The 13,131-nt window shown below is 62.6% G+C and carries 13 protein-coding genes and 1 pseudogene; 11 read left to right on the plus strand and 3 right to left on the minus strand.

From position 1 onward, the window contains the following. The first annotated feature begins 121 nt into the window (after positions 1 to 121). Positions 122 to 328, plus strand: a complete 207-nt coding sequence (locus E4P82_RS18245; RefSeq protein ID WP_169250213.1) for a dodecin family protein — start codon at positions 122 to 124, stop codon at positions 326 to 328. A 215-nt stretch (positions 329 to 543) separates the two neighbouring features. Next, positions 544 to 942: a hypothetical protein gene (locus E4P82_RS18250; RefSeq protein ID WP_169250214.1), complete on the plus strand. Its 399-nt coding sequence runs from the start codon at positions 544 to 546 to the stop codon at positions 940 to 942. A 74-nt stretch (positions 943 to 1,016) separates the two neighbouring features. On the opposite strand, the gene E4P82_RS18255 is transcribed toward E4P82_RS18250, so the two are convergent. From E4P82_RS18255 to E4P82_RS18265, 3 genes are read right to left on the minus strand one after another with little or no spacing between them, the layout of a single operon-like run. Further along, a complete protein-coding gene (locus E4P82_RS18255) occupies positions 1,017 to 2,318 on the minus strand; it encodes a hypothetical protein (protein ID WP_169250215.1) in 1,302 nt (433 codons plus the stop codon). Beyond that, the gene (locus tag E4P82_RS18260) at positions 2,315 to 2,539 is read right to left on the minus strand and encodes a DUF2249 domain-containing protein (protein WP_169250216.1); all 225 of its coding nucleotides are present in this window, start codon (positions 2,537 to 2,539) and stop codon (positions 2,315 to 2,317) included. Before E4P82_RS18260 ends, E4P82_RS18255 begins: the two co-directional genes overlap by 4 nt. Further along, positions 2,536 to 2,988, minus strand: coding sequence for a hemerythrin domain-containing protein (locus tag E4P82_RS18265; protein WP_169250217.1), 453 nt, complete (start codon positions 2,986 to 2,988; stop codon positions 2,536 to 2,538). The genes E4P82_RS18260 and E4P82_RS18265 overlap by 4 nt, the downstream gene beginning before the upstream one ends. A gap of 171 nt (positions 2,989 to 3,159) precedes the next feature. Here E4P82_RS18265 and E4P82_RS18270 point away from each other — a divergent pair, with 171 nt between their 5' ends. The 9 genes and pseudogenes from E4P82_RS18270 to E4P82_RS22425 form a co-directional block, all read left to right on the plus strand. Next, positions 3,160 to 3,585 (plus strand): c-type cytochrome, encoded by a 426-nt coding sequence (locus E4P82_RS18270; protein WP_169250218.1) that lies wholly within the window; start codon positions 3,160 to 3,162, stop codon positions 3,583 to 3,585. Positions 3,586 to 3,627: 42 nt separating this feature from the next. Next, entirely contained in the window at positions 3,628 to 5,031 is a 1,404-nt protein-coding gene (locus tag E4P82_RS18275; RefSeq protein WP_169250225.1) for a cbb3-type cytochrome c oxidase subunit I, read from the plus strand. Between the two features lie 50 nt (positions 5,032 to 5,081). Further along, entirely contained in the window at positions 5,082 to 5,885 is an 804-nt protein-coding gene (locus E4P82_RS18280) for a CbbQ/NirQ/NorQ/GpvN family protein (protein WP_169250219.1), read from the plus strand. Next, the gene (locus E4P82_RS18285) at positions 5,869 to 6,288 is read left to right on the plus strand and encodes a hypothetical protein (RefSeq protein WP_169250220.1); all 420 of its coding nucleotides are present in this window, start codon (positions 5,869 to 5,871) and stop codon (positions 6,286 to 6,288) included. The genes E4P82_RS18280 and E4P82_RS18285 overlap by 17 nt, the downstream gene beginning before the upstream one ends. Further along, positions 6,285 to 7,310, plus strand: coding sequence for a 4Fe-4S binding protein (locus E4P82_RS18290; RefSeq protein WP_169250221.1), 1,026 nt, complete (start codon positions 6,285 to 6,287; stop codon positions 7,308 to 7,310). The genes E4P82_RS18285 and E4P82_RS18290 overlap by 4 nt, the downstream gene beginning before the upstream one ends. Positions 7,311 to 7,352: 42 nt before the next feature. Then, a complete protein-coding gene (locus tag E4P82_RS18295) occupies positions 7,353 to 9,185 on the plus strand; it encodes a nitric oxide reductase activation protein NorD (protein WP_169250222.1) in 1,833 nt (610 codons plus the stop codon). Positions 9,186 to 9,199: 14 nt separating this feature from the next. Next, the gene (locus E4P82_RS18300) at positions 9,200 to 9,418 is read left to right on the plus strand and encodes an acetyltransferase (RefSeq protein WP_211203212.1); all 219 of its coding nucleotides are present in this window, start codon (positions 9,200 to 9,202) and stop codon (positions 9,416 to 9,418) included. A gap of 59 nt (positions 9,419 to 9,477) precedes the next feature. Further along, a complete protein-coding gene (locus E4P82_RS18305; protein WP_169250223.1) occupies positions 9,478 to 10,176 on the plus strand; it encodes a Crp/Fnr family transcriptional regulator in 699 nt (232 codons plus the stop codon). Positions 10,177 to 10,331: 155 nt separating this feature from the next. Continuing rightward, positions 10,332 to 13,131, plus strand: a pseudogene (locus E4P82_RS22425) (mechanosensitive ion channel domain-containing protein); the annotation flags it as partial.

Here is a 13,131-nt window from a genome sequence, read left to right on the forward strand (position 1 = left end):
AGGCTATTGCTAAGCTAAACCATGAACATGGGAACTCGCGTTTCCCTGTGGGTATGTCTCATGAAGCCTCACCGTGCCCGGTGTGGTTTTTCACACCGAGCCATTCACCCAGGAGGAACCAATGAGCGCGTATAAGGTGATTGAAATCATCGGCAGTAGCTCCGAGAGCTGGGAAGCAGCGGCGAAGGCCGCGATCATGGAGGCTGCTAAATCCATCCGGCACCTTCGGGTGGCGGAGGTCGGTCGCCTCGATGTCAACCTGAGCGATGATGGTGAAGTACTGGAGTATCGAGCCCGGCTCAAGGTCAGCGTGAAGCACGAAGCTTAGGGCCATCGCTTTTTCCACCGGCCATCTTCGCTCCCATCCCCACCCTAACCAGTAATCCCGCAAGGCTTCTCGGTGACGTTGCTCGGGAACCCATGCCCCCTCTCCTGGGTTCGGATTCCGGCGCCGCGCCGGTTGCTTCTCTCCTCAACCGGTCTGACTGGGGGCGGCTCCGCCGCCTCCACAACAGCCGCATCCTCCATAGAGGAGTCTGCCCCATGGATACGAAAACCCTCACCGACATCCTCCAGTCATTTCGAGAGGATCTACCCGATCACAGCCAAACCGCCACCGCGATCGATCAAGGCGCCAGCCTAGCGGACATTGCCAATCAGGCGCAGGCGGAAGGTCTTCACGAGATCGCCACCGTCTTGTTCGAAGCTCAACAGGAAGTGTTTCAGGAAAGCCCCGAAGCCACGACCGACCCCGGGGTCATCACCCAAGCGTTCATCCGGGACTTTCGCACGCGGTTACCCAACGGCAGTGAGACCGCCGCCGCCATCGATCGCGACGCGTCGTGGGAAGAGATTTCGGAGTGCGCCGAGGCCGAAGGCATCCACCAACTCGCCGCCGCGTTGTTAAACCCCGAACAGGAATACTTGCGCGGTTCAGCTTAAGGTGCGTTTCTGGAGGCTAGCTGGGGCCTACCTTCATCCCGCCAACCTCCCCCGCGAGGGGAGGAAAACTCTGATCATCGGTTCAGGTCGCCAGGAGGTCCGCTTCGCAATACGCGATAATAAATCCTGCAAACCCGCAACAGGTTAATACCTAGCCAGCCGCCGGCCACACCCACGGCCAGCGCGGCGGGATAGGCAAACAGCCGAGGTTGAACGGCGGCGGCCAGCAGCAGCAACAGCGCCGCCAGATAGCTCCACCATTGCTGTCGGACACAGGCATCCGGCAGCAACTGCTTCATATTGGGCACCTTTACGTGTTGGAACAGTTGCGCCTGCAAATGGAACCAGGCCAGAAACGGCACGATCTTGTACAACATGCCGTTGATCATGGCGACCGCAAAGCCGAAGATCGACAGGATTCCCAACAGCACCTCGACTTGCGGGGCTTGCGCCAGCGTGGAGACCCACGGCGTCAGCAACCATAGCAGCGCGCCCGCCAGTAGGCTGGCCATGCTGGCACGCCAGAAATTCAGCGTGGGATCACCGATCTTGCGGCGCCGTCGAGTCAACAACCACAACGTCGCGACGGCAACCAGCACGGCGCCCACCGCCAACGCCGCGCCCGTCCAACCCGCCGCCGCCCGCCAGCCGATCAAAACGAATGTCGACCACGCCGCCAGTAGCACGGCGAGCAACGGTGCGAATCCCCGACTCAGCCAAGTGGGGTAGGGCGGGGTGATCTGGAACATCGGCACGACCTGATAGGCGACTCCCGTCACCAGCAACACGGTCCAGCCCAGCAAGCCCCAGGTGGCGTGCAGTTGCGTCAACTCAAACACCGGCAATCGCCATCCCCAGGCCAAGAAACCACTTAGCAACACACCGAGCACGACCGTGACCAGCAGAGCGCCCAGAGCACAGCGCAGGGCGATGACCGTGCTCCCGACCACCGGCGCGCGCCACAGGGCGAGATGGATCGCCAGCAGGGCGACACCAAACCCCAGCCCGAGCAAACCGGCGGCAGCTTGGAACCAAGTGGGTCCACCACCAAGAAACGCAGTGGCCAGCACCAGCGCGCCCAGGGTCAACGGAATGTGAATCAGCGCCGCCGTCAGTCGCGGGCGAGGCACCACCACGCCGACCACCACCGGCAGGATTTGCAGCAGCGCGCCCAGCATGACTTGCGCCATGAAACCCAGGGTCAACAGATGGGTCAGGGCGAGGGCGGCGGGTAGCCAACGACTGGCGAACAGGTCCGGGCCTTGCCACAGCAGTAGTCCGGCGGCCAGCAGCAGAAACGGCGGCGCGGTCAGGAAAAACCGTAGCGGTACGTTGAATGGCGGCGCCTGTTCCAGCGAAAGCCCGGCCGTCATCATGGCGGCGAAATCAGAATTTCGAAATGGCCGTCGGGGCGGGCCTCGACCGTGTAGGCGTAATGGTGGCGGCTCAGAATGTCGTAGAGCGGATACGGTTGGCGGTGAATCAGAAACCGCAGTCGTTGTCCGGGTTGAAGCTGGTCCAAGGCGGCTAAAACCCGTTCCAGTGGTTCTGGATGCTCCAAACCTCGCCCATCCACCACGATTTCGGGTGCGCTCATGTCGGCTGGCCCAACGGAAGATCCCGCATGTCCTGGATCACCGATCCGGCGGCGGCACTCAGCGCTCGGTCGCACATCGGGTACAGAATCTGCTCTTCCTTGATGTTGTGCTGCTGCATCAGGATCAGCAGGGTCTCCGACTGACCCAGCAAATCGTCCAGGTCACCGCCGGCCAGCGCCTGTGCCATCTCGGCCAGCGCCTGCCGCATTTGCTGGTGTTCCAACCGCATCACCTGCGTCGGACCCATGGTGTTGCCGGTGGCCTGTTCGAAGGCGGGAAACAGCACCGCCTCTTCCTTTTGAAAGTGATGCTCCATGGCCGCTTGAAACTGCTGGAAGCGCTGGCGACAACCAGCCAGGTCACCGGTTTGGGCCGCCTCTTCGACGGTGGCGAAGCTTTCGTCACAACAATGGTGTTCGTCGGCGAGAAACTGGGTGATGACAGCCATGGTTCCAATCCTGCACTCAATGAAATTGCTTTTGATTATGCGAGGACCAGATGGGGAATTCCTTGACCGGGATCAAGGAATGCGAGCCGCGATTTTCGGAACATGAAACGGGTTCCCGCCCGATGCGAATTCCGGTGGGGCGGCTCGCATCATTGCCGAACAGAGGTCCTCATGAGCGCATTCTTCACCAAATCCATGGCGCGAAACGTCTTCTACGGCGGCACGCTGTTTTCGGTGCTGCTGTTTCTCGCCCTCACCTTTCACACCAACCAACGCATCTCGCGGCGGATTCCCACCGAAACCCCGTCGCCGGAAGTCGCGCGCGGCAAGCATCTCTGGGAAACCCGCAATTGCGTCGGTTGCCACACCATCCTGGGCGAAGGCGCCTACTTCGCGCCGGAACTGGGCAACGTCTACAAACGGCGCGGTCCAGCATTCATCAAGGTTTGGATTCAGGCGCAACCGACCAAGGTGCCGGGCCGTCGGCAGATGCCGCAGTTCCATTTCACCGACCAGCAATTGGATGACCTGGTGGCTTTCCTGAAATGGACCTCGGAAATCGACACCGAAAACTGGCCGCCCAATATCGAAGGCTGACCCACTGTCTCGGCATCCAGAGCGAGGAAGAGCATCATGCAGTTGCACTATCAATCCCAAGCGGTGGCCAAGCCCTATTTCATCGCCGCCATCGCCCTGTTCGTGGGGCAAATCCTGTTCGGCCTGATTCTGGGCCTGCAATACGTGATCGGCGACTTTCTGTTTCCGGCGATCCCGTTCAACGTCGCCCGCATGGTTCACACCAACCTGTTGATCGTCTGGCTGTTGTTCGGTTTCATGGGCGCGGCCTATTACCTGGTGCCGGAGGAAACCGAAACCGAATTGCACAGCCCGCTACTGGCGCATGTGCTGTTTTGGATTTTCCTGATCGCCGGTGCGCTGACCGTGGTCGGCTATCTGGCGGTGCCCTATGCCACGCTGGCGGAGATGACCGGCAACGACATCCTGCAAACCATGGGTCGCGAATTTCTGGAGCAACCGCTGCCGACCAAGCTGGGCATCGTGGTGGTGGCGCTGGCCTTTCTGTACAACATCGGCATGACCATCCTCAAGGGCCGCAAGACCGCGATCAGCATGATTCTGTTGATGGGCCTGGTCGGCCTGGCGGTGCTGTTCCTGTTCGCCTTCTACAATCCCTCCAACCTGGTCAAGGACAAATACTTCTGGTGGTGGGTGGTGCATCTGTGGGTGGAAGGCGTGTGGGAGTTGATCCTGGGTGCCATTCTCGGCTTCGTGCTGCTCAAGATCACCGGTGTGGACCGCGAGGTGATCGAGAAATGGTTGTACGTGATCATCACCCTGACCCTGGTGTCCGGCATCATCGGCACTGGCCACCATTATTATTGGATCGGTACTCCCGGCTATTGGCAATGGTGGGGTTCGATCTTCTCGGCGCTGGAACCGATTCCATTTTTTGCCATGACCGTGTTCTGCTTCAACATGGTCAATCGTCGTCGTCGCCAGCATCCGAACAAGGCCGCCACGCTGTGGGCGCTGGGCACCGGGGTCATGGCGTTCCTCGGCGCTGGCGTGTGGGGTTTCCTGCACACCTTGGCGCCGATCAATTACTACACCCACGGCAGCCAGATCACCGCCGCCCACGGTCACATGGCCTTCTACGGCGCCTATGCGATGGTGGTCATGACCATCATCTCCTACGCCATGCCGATCCTACGCGGGCGTGAAGCCAACCCTGAACGCGCGCAGGTTCTGGAAATGTGGTCGTTCTGGTTGATGACAGTCTCGATGGTGTTCATCACCCTGTTCCTGACCGCCGCCGGCATCCTGCAAGTGTGGTTGCAGCGAGTCATCCCCAACCCGCAGGCGTTCATGCAGGTGCAGGATCAGTTGGCGCTGTTTTATTGGATGCGTTGGCTATCCGGCATCGTGTTCTTCATCGGCCTGGTGGTGTACATCTACAGCTTCTTCACCAAGGATAAGCTGCAAACTGTCGAGGTTGGCACTGTCCAACCCGCCGCGACTTGAGCGTCCAAGCACCTCAGCCTCTCCTCCATGCCGGGGAGGGAGCGGTGGCCATGAAACCGCCGATCGAACCGCACGCATTGGAAACCCCTTACTACGAACCTTCCGGCGACGAGTGTGCCGTGTTCGAAGCGGCTTGGCGCCACCGCCTGCCGCTGCTGATCAAGGGACCGACCGGTTGCGGCAAGACCCGCTTCGTCGCCCACATGGCGGCGCGGCTGGACTTGCCGCTGCACACCGTCGCCTGCCACGACGACCTGTCGGCCGCCGATCTGGTCGGGCGGCATCTGCTGCACGGCGGCGCCACCGTCTGGTGCGATGGACCGCTGACCCGAGCGGTGCGCGAAGGCGGCATCTGCTACCTCGACGAAGTCGTGGAGGCCCGCAAGGACACCACGGTGGTGCTGCATCCACTGGCCGACGACCGGCGGGTGCTGCCCATCGAACGGACCGGCGAAATCCTGACGGCGCCGCCGTCGTTCATGCTGGTGGTCTCCTACAACCCCGGCTACCAGAATCTGCTCAAGAGCCTGAAACCCTCCACTCGCCAGCGTTTCATCGCTCTGCGCTTCGATTTTCCCAGCTCCGAGCGGGAACGGGCCATCGTCATGGGCGAAACCGCTTGCGATGCCACCACCGCCGAGCAATTGGTCGAACTGGGCCGCGCCTTTCGCGCCCTGGGCGAACACGATCTGGACGAAGTGCCCAGCACCCGGCTGCTGGTGTACGCCGCGCAACTGATCTACGGTGGCATGGATCGCGTCACCGCCTGCCGGGTCGCGCTGGTGGAGGCGCTGACCGACGACCAGCAAACCGCCGCCGCGCTGCTGGAGGTGGTGAATGCCCACTTTGCCTGAACCATCACCGGGCGACGATACCGACGATGCCCCGCCGCTCGGTCAGGGTCTCGCCGTCGCCGCCGAGTCGTTGTATCTAATCAATCTACTGTTGCTGCCCGGCCTGGGTTTTCTGCTGCTGCTGTGGCTGTTCTTCCACCATCGCGACAGCGCACCGCCGTTAGCAAGAGTGCATTTGCGACAAACTATGTCGGCCAGTCTGTGGGCAGGCGCGCTGCTGATCCTGGCCAATCTGCTGATCATCGTTCTGGGCGGTTATCAGACCGCCTGGACCTGGATCATCGTCATTCTCTATTTCACCACCGTCCACACCACGTTGGTGCTGCTCGGCATTCTCGGTCTGGCGCGCGCGCTGGCCGGGCAGCCGTGCCGCTACCTCCTGGTTGGAACCCTGCTGTCATGACTCCCTTTCAACGCCAGCGTGTCCTGGTTCAGGGCAGCTTCTTCATCCTGTTCGTATTCGCCCCGGTCTTCGATCTGCTGCGCTTCGATCTGACCCAAGGCCATCTGATCGTGTTCGGCCAACCGTGGACGCTGGGCCTGGACGATTATCTGGCCGGCCGCATCGACACCCAGCAAATGGCGCTCAACGTCCTGCTGCGGGTGATCGCGCCGGTACTGGCGCTGGCGGCGACTGTGCTCGGCGTCGCCTGGCGCTGGGGCCGGCTGTACTGCGGCTGGCTGTGCCCGCACTTTTCGGTGGTGGAAACCATCAACCAACTAGTGCGCAAGGCCAGCGGCAAGCAGAGCATCTGGGACCGGAAACCCGGTCCGCCCTGGCATCCCGACGGCACGCCGGCGCCCACCGATGCCCGTTACTGGGCGCTGGTGGTTCCCTTGGTGCTCGCCTTCGCTTTCCTGTGGGCGGTGGCGCTGCTCAGCTACCTGCTGCCCCCGACGGAGGTCTACGGCAATTTGTTCAGCTTGAGCCCGACCCGCAATCAGGCGTTGTTCATCGGCGTCGCCACCGGGGTGTTGTTCATCGAATTCACTCTGGCTCGGCACCTGTTCTGCCGTTACGGCTGTGCGGTGGGGATGTTTCAAAGTCTGGCCTGGATGGCCAATCGCCGGGCGATGGTGGTGGGCTACTCGCGGGAACGCGCCCACGCCTGCGCCGATTGTCCGTCGTTCTGCGACCACGTCTGCCCGATGCGACTCAAGCCACGCAACATCAAGCGCCTGATGTTTGCCTGCACCCAATGTGGCCAGTGCATCGACGCCTGCGACACCGTGCAACGCAACAACCCCGAAGGCAGTCCGCTGAATTGGATCGCGGGCCAGCAAGCGCTGCGGGCGGATGGCTCGCAAGGACTGTTGGCCAGCCAACCGGCTGCCGATAGACCCAAGATTCCGCCCAAATTGCTGACGGCGATCGCCGCGGAAGTCGAGGATCAGGCGCTGGAACAGGCGGAGCGGATGCGGTGAAGCCGGCTTTGGTTTTGCGAGTCATGCTGGGTTTGTATTGACATGGAAGAACGAGTCGGCGCGCTCTGGCACCGTTTCGTTACCCGCGCGGCGCAACGCCATGACCCGAAGGTAGCGGTTGCTCTCGCCGATATCGAGAAAACCGCTGGCCTGCTGTTTCGCGCTTTCGGCGGCGATCCCGGCCTACGAATCGCATCAGCGGCGACGGTTCGGCACGGCGCGCGGCGCGGCTGGCTGGCGCGGGTCGCCGGGGTGGGAGACCAGGCGGAGCTGGCCAGCCGCGATCTGGAAACCCTGCAACTGCCGTCGGAACTGGCGCTGCTGCCGAGTCGCGAACTGAACCACGATTTATATCTATGGCTGATCGCGCTGGCCGCCGCTCACGACGCTGGCGGCCCGGATACCGATTGGCTGACTAGCAACCAACAAGCAACCATACGGGTGCTGGCGCGTTATCCCGGCCTACAAGCGCGCTACCGGCGGTTGGTGACCGCCGTGCTGGGGGCACGGCAATCACCGGAACGCCTGCCGCCGGACGAAGCGGCGCGGGAAACTCGGCTACGGCAAGCCTTGCATCAACCCGGCAGCGTGGCGGCGTTGCCCGCCGCCCGCCGCCCGCCACAACCGATATCGCTTTGGCTCTATCCCACCCCAGCTCGCGCCGCTACCCGCTCCCGACGGCGCGACACCGGTCAGCCACCGTCCGGCGGCGGTGGCCCAGCGGAACGCGACCGTCGGCGGCATCGCGCCGAATCCGTGGATTTGCCGACGCGCCAAAGTCCTTTTCTGTTGCCCTTCCGAGCGGAAAGCCTGCTGTCCTGGGCCGAGTTTGCGCGGGTCAACCGGCCCGACGACGATGATTCCGCGCCCAACGCGGCGGCGGCGCGGGACATGGAGGTGCTCAGCGTCAGCCAGGACGGCACCAACACCGCTTCCCGGGTGCGTTTCGACCTCGATTTGCCCTCCGCCAGCGAGGACGATCTGCCACTAGGGCCGGGAATCAAGCTACCGGAATGGGATTTCCGCAAGCGGCTACTCGTGCCGGATTACTGCCGCGTGCAAGAAATGCTGGCCCGCCGCGCCGAACCCTGCGAGTTACCGCCGGCCTTGCGTCGCAGTGCCCGGCATCTGCGCCGCCAGTTCGAGATCTTGCGACCCGCGCACGGCTGGCGCCGCGCCCAGCCCGACGGCGAGGAACCCGATCTGGATGCCTGCGTGCGCCACACCGCCGATTGCATCGGCGGCGGACAGGGTCACGAACGCGGGCTGTACCGGCAACGGGCGCGACAGGAACGCGATTTGGCCTGCCTGTTGCTGGCGGATTTGTCACTATCCACCGATGCCTGGATCAACAATCAGGGGCGGGTGATCGAAACGATCCGCGACAGTCTGTTCCTGTTCGCCGAAGCGCTGGCGGTCACCGGCGACCGCTTCGCGCTGTACGGCTTTTCGTCGCGCCAGCGCCAACATGTGCGGGTACAACGCATCAAGGCCTTCGGTGAGCGCTACACTGCCACGGTGCGCGGGCGGATCAACGCGATCAAACCAGGTTATTACACTCGCATGGGCGCGGCCGTTCGCCATGCCACCCACTTGCTCGGCCGGCAGACCGCCGCCCGCCGTCTGCTGCTGTTGCTGACCGACGGCAAACCGAACGATCTCGATCATTACGAAGGGCGATACGGAATCGAGGATACCCGCATGGCGCTGCTGGAAGCCCGCCGCGCCGGTTTGCGGCCCTTCTGCGTGACCATCGACCAGGAAGCCGATGATTATCTGCCGTATCTGTTCGGGCGAGACGGATTTGTGCTGATCCGTCACCCGGAAGAGTTGCCGCGCCGCTTGCTGCTACTGTATACGCGGTTGACCCACTGAACCGGGAGGAGCTCATGATCGATCCGCGCTTGCTGGCCGAAACGGTACGCGCCGCCTGCATCGAGGCCGCGCTGGACGCTTACGAGGAGGGCGGGGTTCGCGGTTTGTGCGCCGAGGGCCGCTGGGAATACGCGATTTCCGCCATGCGGCAACTGGAGGTGGAGTCGCTGCTGGCAAAAGAGATGGAGCGGAAGGCGATGCCCGGCGATGGCTCGTCCTCGCGAAGCGGGTAATATCGCGTCCATCCGCTGATATTCTCCTTGATCGAGGGCTGGAAAAGGCGAGAAAGTACGTGGGCAAGCAAACCGACATCGGCGGGATACTCGCCAACCTGCCGCTGTTTCAGCAATTGAGCGAAGACGAAATCGTCGGTCTGGCGGCGGGAACGCGCGCAATCCGCTTGAGCAAGGGACAGATTTTGTTTCAGACGGGTAGCCTGCTGGAGGGGTTTTACGTCGTCGTGCGAGGTCAGATCAAATTGGCGTTTTCCTCGCCGCAAGGCAACGAAAAGGTGGTGTCCATCGTCGAGCCGGGGCAAAGTTTCGGCGAAGCGATGATGTTCATGGAGAAACCCAGCCCGATATTCACTCAGGCGCTGGAGAATTCCCGCCTGCTGTACATCGCCAAGCAAAGCATCTTCGCGGCGATCGATCGCGACAGCGCCTTCGCCCACCGGATGCTGGCCGGCTTGAGCATCCGCCTGCATGGACTGATCGAGGATGTGGAGAATTATTCCCTGCGCTCCTCCACCCAGCGGCTGATCGGATTTCTGTTGCAATTGGCGGGAGCCTCGGCCAGTGGTTCCGTTACCTTCGTACTGCCGGCCAGCAAGCACGTCATCGCCTCGCGGCTGAATCTAACGCCGGAAACGTTGTCCCGGATACTGCATGGTTTGGCCGAGATGGGGCTGGTCGAAGTGAAAGGCCGATCCATCACCGTGCTGGACATCGACCGCCTGAGCCGGTTCGACCAAGCCCCGCGCGCCAGCTAACCCACCCGTGCAGCGGGAGCGGTTGAGGGCGTTCTCGACATCCCACCGCTGCTTGGCCATCGATTCCATTGGGATTCCACCGAAGCCCATCGAACCTGTTATCCCTCATGCCCATATCGCAATGCATGTCGTTCCATGGCCGCCGGAGAGGATGGTTGATCCTGCTGCTCCTGCTGCTGACCTGCGCCGGTTCGGGTCCGGGTTGGGCGCAGGATTCCCTGACCCTGTCCACCCTACCCACCGATCCGCTCAAGGTCGCCGAACGCCAAAACGCCATCCAGCAAACCCTGGCTCAGCACCGCCTGGCCATCGAACGGTTGCGGGAAGAGATCGCTCGGATTAACGCCGAACAGCCGGCCAAAATGCAGGCGCTGTCCGGCGAGACCGTGAGCGCGGCCCTGGTGGAACAGGCCGGACTCGATAGCGACGTCATTCGCCTTAAACAGGAGGAGCTACAAACCGGCATCGACGATGCCAAACGCCAGATCAAAGGCTTGCAACAGGCCATTCCCACGCTGGAAGCCCAGGAACAGTTATTGAAGAACTCCGCCAAGGATGGCCCGGAAATCGGCAATCGGGCCGAACAACTGGCGCAACTGAGTGTGGCGCTGGAGCAGCGTCGCACCGATCTCCAGCTCCAGCAGGACAGACTGAAAAGCCTTGAAGAATGGCTGGCGTTGCTCGAACAGCGCCAGACGCTAGCCACGCAGTGGCGCGCTCGCCTGGAAGAAATCCATCTGCAACAGCAGGCGCAAGGGCGCTTGGACGCACAGCAGGATCTCGCCGTCCGTCTGGAGCGGGAACAGCAGGGGCAGCTCGGCAAGGCCGATCAACTGCGCACCCAACTGCAACAGCAAGGCGAGAAGCTGTCCGTGGCGCAACGCGCGTTGCTGGAAGCCGAAATTCAGGCTGCCGAGGAACGCGCCAAGCTGTTGCGCTGGGACATCCGGCTGGCCGCCATCAGGGATGAACTGGCTAACTGGGAAGGAGTAGCGGAGGCCAAGGATGCCGATTCCCGCCGCATCCAGGCGGGGGTGCGCCAACTCACCGCGCTGCGCGGCGAACTGCGTGAAACCGGCGACTTGCTCGAACGCCGGCTCGAGCTGCTGACCCAGCAGCAGGCTTTGCCTGTCAGTGAAGAATCGGGCAAAGCGAATATCCCGGGTTTGCACGAGCGGAGCCTTGAGGCGTTCGCGGCGCTGGAACGGGATTTGCGCCAGCGCCTGGATGCGTTACAGAAACAGCGCGATCGGTTGGAACGGTTGCGAGAGCGTTTGGAAACCGCCTATCAGCAGCGCGCCAAACAGGACCTGTTGGTTCGCGAACCATTTGCCCTGTTCGCTCCCGATCAATGGTCCACCACGATCGTGGAACTGGGTAATGCCCCTCGCATTCTGACGCACCAAATCTGGTTGAGCGTCGAATCGGTGCTCAAGGCCGCGGCGCGAACCAGCATCGAACAATGGCTGGCCCTGGCCGGCTCGATTTTGCTGCTGGCCATCCTGGCGGCGCTGGGTCGACGCTATCTCGCCCATCTCTCGGAGCACCAAGCCAGTAGGCAGGACGATAGTTTCGCCAGTAAGTTCACCTATACCCTGGCACGCCTGTTGCGCAAGAATCTGTGGGGCATCGCCCTGGCCGGCGCGCTGGCGCTGACGCTGTGGTGGTTGCGGGTCCCTCAGCCGGGGTTGAGCATCCTGCTGACCCTGGTTCTGCTCTGGGCCGGCATCAAGACGCCACTCGATCTGGCCTGGCTGCTGCTGGCCGCGCCCGGCGCTTCGAGCGCGTACCGCAACCCGCGTCTCTACGCGCTGGTGCTCTGGATGACGCTGGCGGGCGGCGTGCTCGGCGCGCTGGTCATCCTGTCCCACCTGAGCGAACTGCCGCCTCCGGCGCTCCGGATTCTGGATCAGGTGCTGATGGGCTACTGGCTGGCGGTCTGCTATCCCCTGTTGCGGATTCGCCATTTGCTGCTGGAACCGCTGGCGGAGCGCTATGCCGGTCAGCTCTGGCTCGGGGCCATGCACCTGCTGACGCTGCTGTTGCCGCTGGTGCTGGCCCTGGCCGCGCTGTTGGGTCTGGCCGGCTTTCTCAATCTGGCCTGGCTGCTGGTCCGACGGCTGTTGGCGCTGAGCGGCGTCCTGCTGGTCTGGTTGCTGCTGCGCAGCCTGACCGACGACTTGATCGTATTCCTTAAAAATCAGGCCATCACCCGCAGCAACTACGGACTGCTCTGGACTCAGGAAATTCTGGCGCCGCTCAACCGGACCTTGCGGTGGTTGCTGTTCCTGACCGCGCTCCTGGTGCTGCTCGATATTTACGGCACCCAAGGCTACAGCTTTGTCTTCTGGGCCGGGATCGCCTGGAGGCCGGTCCTGTTCGCGGTGGTGCTGGCGCTGCTGATCTACGAGGGGTTGCTGCTGCTGGGCGGCTATCTGGTCGAGCAAACTCAAAGCACGTTCGGTGGCGCCTTGATCCGCCACCTGCGGCAACCGCTCGGCGTGCTGGCGCCAGTGATCGCCACGCAGTTACTGCTGCCAAGCCTGGAATTGCCGCCAACGCTGGCCAATCAAGTTCATCATGCCCTGGCGTTGATCGATATCGCCGCCATCGGCTGGCTAGTGGTGCGGCTGACCTCGGTGGCCGAGGATGTGATGCACCAGCATTATCTGGTCAACTTCAAGGACAATCTGGGCGCGCGGCGCATCCATACCCAGTTCCAGATGCTGCGGCGGATCGTGGTGGTGGCGGTGCAGGTCCTGGCGCTAGCGGTGATGATGATGACCTTCCCCAGAATCCGCGAGCTCGGTACCGGTTTGTTAGCGTCGGCCGGCGTGGCCGGTCTGGTGATCGGCGTGGCGGCGCGGCCGTTTTTGGAGAACCTGATCGCCGGAATACAGATTGGTCTGACTCAGCCGATCCGGATCGACGACGTGGTGATCGTGGAGGGGGAGT

Source organism: Candidatus Competibacter phosphatis, from assembly GCF_012939995.1.
In the GTDB taxonomy this organism is placed as follows: domain Bacteria; phylum Pseudomonadota; class Gammaproteobacteria; order Competibacterales; family Competibacteraceae; genus Competibacter; species Competibacter phosphatis.